Genomic DNA, 7684 nt, shown 5'->3' on the forward strand with positions numbered 1-7684 from the left:
GTGGAGGCATTCATTTATATTTCCACACCCAGTTTTTTCATCTAACTCAATATTATCCCATAGGCACGTTGTCCCTAACCTTTAGCAAAGCATCGAAATCCTAAGATTTAGAGAGTATTTAAAAGAAAATCTATTCCTCATAGAGGGAGGTTAGTTCCAAATGTAAGGATTACGCATGATTCCCGTCGTATTAGTATATGAATGTTGTTGAAGGGGCTGTGTGATTTGAATATTAAAGCAGTGCTTTTTGATTTAGATGGTACCTTATTGGACCGAGATACTTCACTTTTATTATTTGTTCGTGACCAGTACAATCGCTATTCGCAATTTCGAGTAGTCGATAAAGATACTTTTGTGCAACGTTTCATAGAGCTAGACAACCATGGGTACGTTTGGAAAGATAAAGTTTACCAACAGCTTATAGCTGAGTTCTCTATCCTGGAAATAGATTGGGAGGAACTGCTAAGCGATTATGTGAGTGGATTTCAAAGGCATTGTATAGGTTTTCCTAATTTGATGAATATGCTTAGCCAGCTAAAGAATAACGGGGTCAAGATAGCACTTGTTTCTAATGGTTATGGGCAATTCCAATATGACAATTTCAAAGCATTGGGTATCAGCCATTTATTCGATGAGGTTCTTATATCGGAATGGGAGGGGTTACAAAAACCTGATCCCGCAATTTTTAAAAGAGCATTATCTAAACTCGGTGTTGAAGCTGAAGACGCCCTATTTGTAGGAGACCACCCTGAAAATGATATAAGAGCGAGTTGTGCTGTAGGTTTTAAAACAGCTTGGAAAAGAAACAATACAGTATCTTCAGATGTCAACGCTGATGTAATTATTGATGACTTAGGAGAATTAACCCAATACGTATTAACCTAACGGAAAACGAGAGCTGAATATAAGTGATATAGAAGTTCATAAACCTGATATTACATAAACTTGGGGGATAAGCGAATGGACCAAGAAGCATTAGAACTTTATAAAATATTCATTGATGATTTAGTCAAGCTACGCCAAGGTGGTTCTCCMTCGCTGGATAATGGGAGATGGCTGGCCTAAAACGGTTGAGAATGAAAAGGTCAACAAAGTCTAGGCGAGCTAAGTACTGAACAAAAAGAGGTATTTGCAATAATTGCTCAATCTGCTCGCGATGGTGGAATCCATGATGTTCTTGTTTATTTAACGGATCAGATTAACCTTGAAGACTTTGAAATTACAAAGAACGGGGTAAAGATGGCAACAGAACCATTTGGCTCCGAAATGTATTTTGATTGGGTTTGCAGAAGAGAAGGAGATGAATGGCCGGATTCAAGTAAGTGAAATGGTGTAAAGCCAAGCCATTGAAGTAACGCAGAACGATAGTTTAGGGGACTGCATCGCGGCAGCTCCTATTTTGTTTATTAAAGTAACGGGAGGATTTCACAATAGGCCTATAACAAATATGGTACAATATCCCATGGGGTTGATGTACTTTGAAGAGGGAGATTTGTTAATGCAAACTGTTTATATATTGTCAGGACCAGCAGGAGTAGGGAAATCAACGACTTCCACTGCACTAGTGGACGCTTAAAAAAACAGTGCATATATCTCAGGTGACGATGTAAGTCATATACACGTTAGGGGTCGACAAAAGCCTTGGGAAAGCAAATCCGAGTTGGCCCTCATTTGGAATAATATCTTAAGTCTTACTCGAAATTTCGTTCTCAATGGGATTGATGTTGTAATAGATTATGTTACTTTTCCAGATGAGGCATATTGGCTAAGAGACAAGTTGATGGATTTAACCCAGAATGTGGTCTATGTGGTACTAATGACTGATCATGAGACTCTTTTAAAAAGAGACCAGTTGAGAATACCCGAACACCAGATGGGGGAACGGTGCCTGATCTTAATCCAAGAATTTAATGAATCAGGTTTAAATAGGAAATATTTGCTCGATACAGATCGGAAAAATGTTGATGAAATCAGTCTGGTTATCGACGACATTATGAACAACAAACAATACAGTTTAGATGATTAAACGGGACAGATAGTTGAGAAATACTATCGAATTAATTAAAAAGGTTAAGAGAAGTTTATCTTTAATTCACGTAAAAAAGGAGGTTATGGCGGTATGATGATAATGATTGGCTTCGTTCAAAATCTAAACGACAAGAAGTGGCTCCGTGCAAAGTCTAAACTATGAACAACGGCGGTTGTTTGTATGGAGCTAGAAATAAGTTGCCGCCATAGTGAAATGATTCTCTTTTGTTTATAGTATAGACTTTGCCCCTTAAAACAAAAAAAATTTTAAGGAGCAGAGCTAAAATGAAATATGCGAATGCAGTTACCGTCTTTCCAGAAGAATTACTTAAGGAAATACAGAAGTATGTAAAAGGTGGAATAATATATATCCCCTCCCCTGAGGAAATGCATAAAAAGTGGGGCCAAAATTCAGGGAGTAGAAAATATTTGGATGATGGAAATGAAGAAATCCGCGAAGGGTATTTAAACGGTTCTTCTTTTGATGAATTATCAGATACGTTCTGTCTCTCTTACCATAGTATAAGAAAGATCATTTACTCTAAAAAATAATGGATACAAAAAGTCGCATCGGATCMGGTGCGACTTTTTGTGTAAAATTTATTTTCTAGTTGATTATTATAAATTTAAAAAGTTTCTGTCTTGCTATAATTTTAATAACAAATTTCATAAAGGTGGGTACTCTAATGGAAAATGTAAGAGGAATATGGAATGAATGGTCCGAAACATGGTATCAAAGACATAGAACAGATAAGGTAATAGAAAAAATAATGCAGATCCCTGAATCGGCATTTCATCGTACAACATATTCAATGATAAATAAGGCGATGCCTAATTTGGCTGGTAAGAAAGTATGTGTTCCTTCAAGTGGAGATAACCATGCAGTCTTCGCTTTTCATTTAATGGGAGCAAGGGTTACATCGTGCGATATTTCAGAAAGACAAATAGAAAATAGCTCGAACTTGGCTCGGAAAAATGGATGGGATATTGAATTTATATGCGATGATACAACGCAACTAAGTAACATTAAAAGTGATGAATATGATTTTGTATATACATCGAATGGAGTCCATGTATGGATTAATGATTTAAACTCCATGTACAACAATATAAAGAGAATTCTTAAAAGTAATGGCGCGTATATCATGTTTGATATTCACCCATTTAGCCGCCCTTTTGCTATTGGACCTTTTCTTATAGATGAGGTTCCAAGACTTCATTGGCGTATACAGGATATTGTGAATGCTATTATTTCATCGGGTCTATGTGTTAAGCATATCGAAGAAATGTATGCAGAGGATGGCTCATTTTGGATCGATGAGTCAAAAGATGAAGGGAATTCGCTCTCGAAACAAGAACTAGATGAGTTGTGTAACTGGAAAATAAATCCCATGGCAGCCCTTCCTCAATGGTTTTCAATTCATGCAGTTAAGTAAACCAGTTCAGGTAACTCATTAAACTCTAACGGGAAACGATAGCTCAATAAGCATCTAAAACAGGCTACCTCTGAAATTAATAGTGGCCGCCTGTTTTGATAACAGGCGGCAAGAATAATGGAACAAACTCCTTTCTAATTGGCGGGCATTATGAGGAAATTGAAACATTTGTAAGTAACTCCGTCTAATTATTTGAGATTATTCAAGGAGTTGTAGTGATGAAGAGAATAATGTGGAGTTTGCTTGTTTTAATGGTTGTTAGTTACTTGGGGATTCTTATCTTACAAAGAGAAGCAAATCAGAAAGTGTACTCTCATTTGGGGGCGGGGAAATATGAAATTAAAAACGCTAGATTGGTATTTACTGAGCATGGTTTAAATTGGAGAGTTACAGTAAGTGAAACAAGAGTAAACAAACAATTAGAATTTACTGAGGATGTTACATTTTTTGCGAGTGAATATATAGGCTACAGTAAATAAAAAAAGTCCTAACGCTGCGGGACATTCGGCATGACAATTCAACTAACATAAGAACGTTACTTTATAAAAAGAGGCTACCGCCGCAATAAGCAGCGGGAGCCTCTTTTTTAGCTATCCGGGGCAGGATAATTCAATTGTTCCTCGAATACACTTCGGGATGGAGGAGTTACGAACTTTCTGAATATCCGATATCTGAAAGTACGATCTAAAATATAAAAGGAGCGATTAATTATATGAACCGCCTAGTAGTTATGACGGTTGGAATAACGCATAGTGGAAAAACTACTTTCGCTAAAGAATTGGAATCTGTCTTACAACAAGCTATAGTCATAGATCAGGATAATCATGCTGAATTTATTAATAGCCATTATAAGAAGCTTCTCCCCATAGAAGGACCTAACACACTAAAATTCTCTATTACCAATGCGATTGTTGAATATGCTGCAGTGCAAAGTAATTTTCACATCATCTTAAGCAATTGTAATCTAAATAAATCAGGACGAACAAATGTACTCAGATATTTTCATGAAAAGGGATTTAAAAGTATTATTGTTTACTTTAATTTATCTATTGAAATACTGAGAGCACGAGTTGAACAAACCCAAAAAAGTAAAGCTATTTTCAGAAGTGCATCGAGCTTTTTAGAAGTGTTGGAGCGACAAGGAAATTCGGGAGTAATACCACCTAGTAAAGACGAAGCTAATTATCTATTTGAAATAAAAGATCCCAATAATATCACAGAAATAATAGAACAAATCAAGCAATCCTTGATCAACTGAAGCATTTAGCATTTCAGGATTAAACTAACGAAAGAACGATAGTTTAGTAGCCGTGACTAACAATTAATTCACACTGAGGGGGAAATATTGTGAATGTACCTGCTGTTTTGGATGGTGCGAATGTGATAATGCACACTTGCAATGGCCCCGAAACGCCACTATCAAAAATGATATTTGAAGAAGATGACGGATCTCAAAAGGAAGTAGCCATAACTGCATTAGCAATAGCAAAATATAAAAATGGAGATAAATACTATCTATTTTTGTGTGATAAGAATTGGGTAGTTCTAAATGATTTCGACCTAAGTACCGTAGATGAGGCAATGCAATGTGCTTCAACAAGTTTTTCGATAAATAAAAGTGATTGGATTCCAGTTAGAACTTAAGTCACTGTAAGATATTATTTAATGAGGTAACGGAAGACTTGTAGTAAGTTCTTGATGGAGAGTCTTAAAATAACAAGATTCTGACGGGTCATTAAACTAACGTAGGAAAATAGTTTAATCATGACTTGATGGCAGCTGACAAACGACCGGCTGCCTTTTCCCCTCTAACGATCAAGATTAGATGGAAAATATTCCTTGTAAAAACAAACACCAAATGTGATAATGTTTGGAAAACTTTGATTGGAGATGTGTTGCATTGGCATCTGACCCGATTTTGTTTTCAATACCAGAGGCGTTTGAAAGTAGACGTTTACTTATTCGTGCTCCAATTTTAGATGATGGAATAAAAGTAAATGAAGCGATAAGAGAAAGTTTGGAAGAATTAATTCCTTGGATGCCATGGGCACAAACCATGCCTACACCAGAAGAATCAGAGGCAAACATACGAAAAGCGAGATTAAAATTCTTAGAACGCTCCGATATGAGATTACTCATATTATTAAAGGAAACTGGGGAATTAATTGGCAATAGTGGGCTTCACAATATTGATTGGAAGGTACGAAGGTTTGAGATTGGTTACTGGGTTCGTACATCTTTTGGAGGGCAAGGATATATGACTGAAGCTGTAGAGGCTATTTTGAATTTCGCGATTCAAGCGTTACAAGCTAACCGTGTAGAAATTCGATGTGACTCAAAAAATATAAGAAGCTATAGAGTAGCCGAACGGTTAGGTTTTACTTTAGAAGGAATTATACGAAATGATGATCTTTCTGTTGATGGTTCATTGCGTGATACTATGGTGTTTTCTAAAGTCCGCGGTGTGGAGTTTTAGCAATCCTGTGTCAACGAAGCATTAGACATTTCGAATTACTCTAACTGAGAACGATAGCTAAATAGTCGACCAAAACATGGCTGCCGGTGAATCCGTGGCGTTTTCAGGGGTGGAACTATGGAGAAAGATGTAACAATCAGAACTATAAACAAAAACGAATTACCCAAGTTATTAGATCTATATAAACATTTAAACAAAGATGACCCAGAACTTATTGTGGGGGATTTAGACTCATTGTGGGACAGAATCTACAATGATTTAAATATGCACTATATCGTAGTGGATAAGATAATCAATTAGTAGCCTCTTGTGTGTTAGTCATAATTCCAAACTTAACAAGAAATGCCCGTCCTTATGGTTTAATTGAAAATGTAGTTACTCATGCCCATTTTAGAAGAAAAGGATATGGGGATGCAGTTTTGAAAARGGCATTAGAGATTGCATGGGAACAAAATTGTTATAAAGTTATGTTGCTCACTGGTTCAAAAGAGGAAGGGACACTTTTGTTTTATGAAAATGCTGGATTCAAAAAAGGTATAAAAACTGGATTCATGCCAAACCATAAACAGATTCGTTCATTCCGCTAACGACAAACGTTACTTCAATAGGGATCGTCGGCTGCCGCGCAGTCTGGACGGTCCCTATTTCATTGAAGTAAAGAGCAGGATACTGGGAATATCCTCTAGAATTATAGAGAGGCGGTATATTCTCTGTGCGGGGTGTTTTTAGTGAACGAAAATGAAAAATGGCATCGGCATTTAGGTGCATATGGAATTTGTTTAGATGGAGAAAAGTTATTAGTCATCAGAAAGGGAGCAGGACCATACTTCGGGCGATATGACCTTCCTGGAGGTACTATTGAAGTCGAAGAATCTCTAACAGAGGCTGTACAAAGGGAATTCCATGAAGAAGCTGGAATCAACGTACAGATTAAAGAGAATGTCGGTGTTTGTGACTATCTAATTCCTTTTGAACTCCCCAAAAAGGGCACTTCTCATATTCATCATGTTGCCGTATTTTTTCTAGTTCAGTATATCGATGGAATGATTTTAAGCACTACTGAAAAGTTTGAAGGACAAGATTCATTGGGTGCATTGTGGGTTCCCATCGATCAAATTACCAATGATAATTCTTCTCCACTTGTTATACAGGCAGTTGAATGGTTAATGACGGGGAAATTACCCATCGGATTTCAACGATTCGATAATTGGGTTGTATTATGCTAACTCATTTAACTATCGGATAACGATAGTTAAATATTGGAATATAAGATTAAACCCTCCAATTTCTAGCGAAACTAGAATCAACCAAACTTGGGAGGGTTTTTATTATGAATTTAAAAGATTTATGGATGCTATATGAGGCTGATAAACGTATTCTGGGTTTTAGTTCACAGACATTGAAAGCATAGAGTGAGTGAATCTGCGTTCATGCGAACCACAAATGGGCGGAGAATCTGTTCGAACAATTTCTGCCCAATTAAACGAATTCGCCCCTAAGAAAATCCCAAAACCGAAGCTTGGTTTCAAAAGACACTAACTTGGAAGCAAGAGGAGAGTCGCTTGGATGTTTGAGTAGTTTCAAACGTTCAAGTGTTTTTTTTTTCTACGACTGACCAATTAACGCACAAGCCCTCGATTCAATATCTTTGAGGTATTGGATAGGGTTTCTTCTAAAGCGTTGACGCTTAATTCCTTCATGAAGACGCTCGTTCCACCTGTCACGTTCTTGAGCAAAAGTGCTG

The 7684-nt window shown here is 36.9% G+C and carries 10 protein-coding genes and 1 pseudogene; all 11 read left to right on the plus strand.

What is annotated here, in order from left to right; genetic code table 11:
- Window positions 1–225 precede the first annotated feature (225 nt).
- The 11 genes and pseudogenes from AC1DLM_RS33815 (at window position 226) to AC1DLM_RS33865 (ending at window position 7166) form a co-directional block, all read left to right on the plus strand.
- Window positions 226–885 (plus strand): HAD family hydrolase, encoded by a 660-nt coding sequence (locus AC1DLM_RS33815; RefSeq protein WP_477572438.1) that lies wholly within the window; start codon window positions 226–228, stop codon window positions 883–885.
- 219 nt (window positions 886–1104) lie between these two features.
- Window positions 1105–1326, plus strand: a pseudogene (locus AC1DLM_RS33820) (DUF6547 family protein); the annotation flags it as partial.
- Window positions 1327–1780: 454 nt separating this feature from the next.
- Window positions 1781–2026, plus strand: coding sequence for a hypothetical protein (locus tag AC1DLM_RS33825; protein ID WP_441992574.1), 246 nt, complete (start codon window positions 1781–1783; stop codon window positions 2024–2026).
- 287 nt (window positions 2027–2313) lie between these two features.
- Window positions 2314–2580, plus strand: coding sequence for a CD3324 family protein (locus tag AC1DLM_RS33830; protein ID WP_441992575.1), 267 nt, complete (start codon window positions 2314–2316; stop codon window positions 2578–2580).
- A gap of 134 nt (window positions 2581–2714) precedes the next feature.
- On the plus strand, window positions 2715–3464 hold the full coding sequence (locus AC1DLM_RS33835) for a class I SAM-dependent methyltransferase (protein ID WP_441992576.1): 750 nt from the start codon (window positions 2715–2717) through the stop codon (window positions 3462–3464).
- A 218-nt stretch (window positions 3465–3682) separates the two neighbouring features.
- Complete coding sequence (locus tag AC1DLM_RS33840; RefSeq protein ID WP_441992577.1) at window positions 3683–3943, plus strand: hypothetical protein; 261 nt, start codon at window positions 3683–3685, stop codon at window positions 3941–3943.
- Window positions 3944–4176: 233 nt separating this feature from the next.
- Entirely contained in the window at window positions 4177–4722 is a 546-nt protein-coding gene (locus AC1DLM_RS33845) for an ATP-binding protein (protein WP_441992578.1), read from the plus strand.
- 89 nt (window positions 4723–4811) lie between these two features.
- Complete coding sequence (locus AC1DLM_RS33850; RefSeq protein ID WP_441992579.1) at window positions 4812–5108, plus strand: hypothetical protein; 297 nt, start codon at window positions 4812–4814, stop codon at window positions 5106–5108.
- Window positions 5109–5364: 256 nt separating this feature from the next.
- Window positions 5365–5940, plus strand: coding sequence for a GNAT family N-acetyltransferase (locus AC1DLM_RS33855; protein ID WP_477572439.1), 576 nt, complete (start codon window positions 5365–5367; stop codon window positions 5938–5940).
- Between the two features lie 311 nt (window positions 5941–6251).
- A complete protein-coding gene (locus AC1DLM_RS33860; protein ID WP_477572440.1) occupies window positions 6252–6527 on the plus strand; it encodes a GNAT family N-acetyltransferase in 276 nt (91 codons plus the stop codon).
- Between the two features lie 141 nt (window positions 6528–6668).
- Window positions 6669–7166, plus strand: a complete 498-nt coding sequence (locus AC1DLM_RS33865; RefSeq protein WP_477572441.1) for an NUDIX hydrolase — start codon at window positions 6669–6671, stop codon at window positions 7164–7166.
- The last annotated feature ends 518 nt before the right edge of the window (window positions 7167–7684 follow it).

This window comes from Paenibacillus sp. 01T442 (assembly GCF_056398345.1).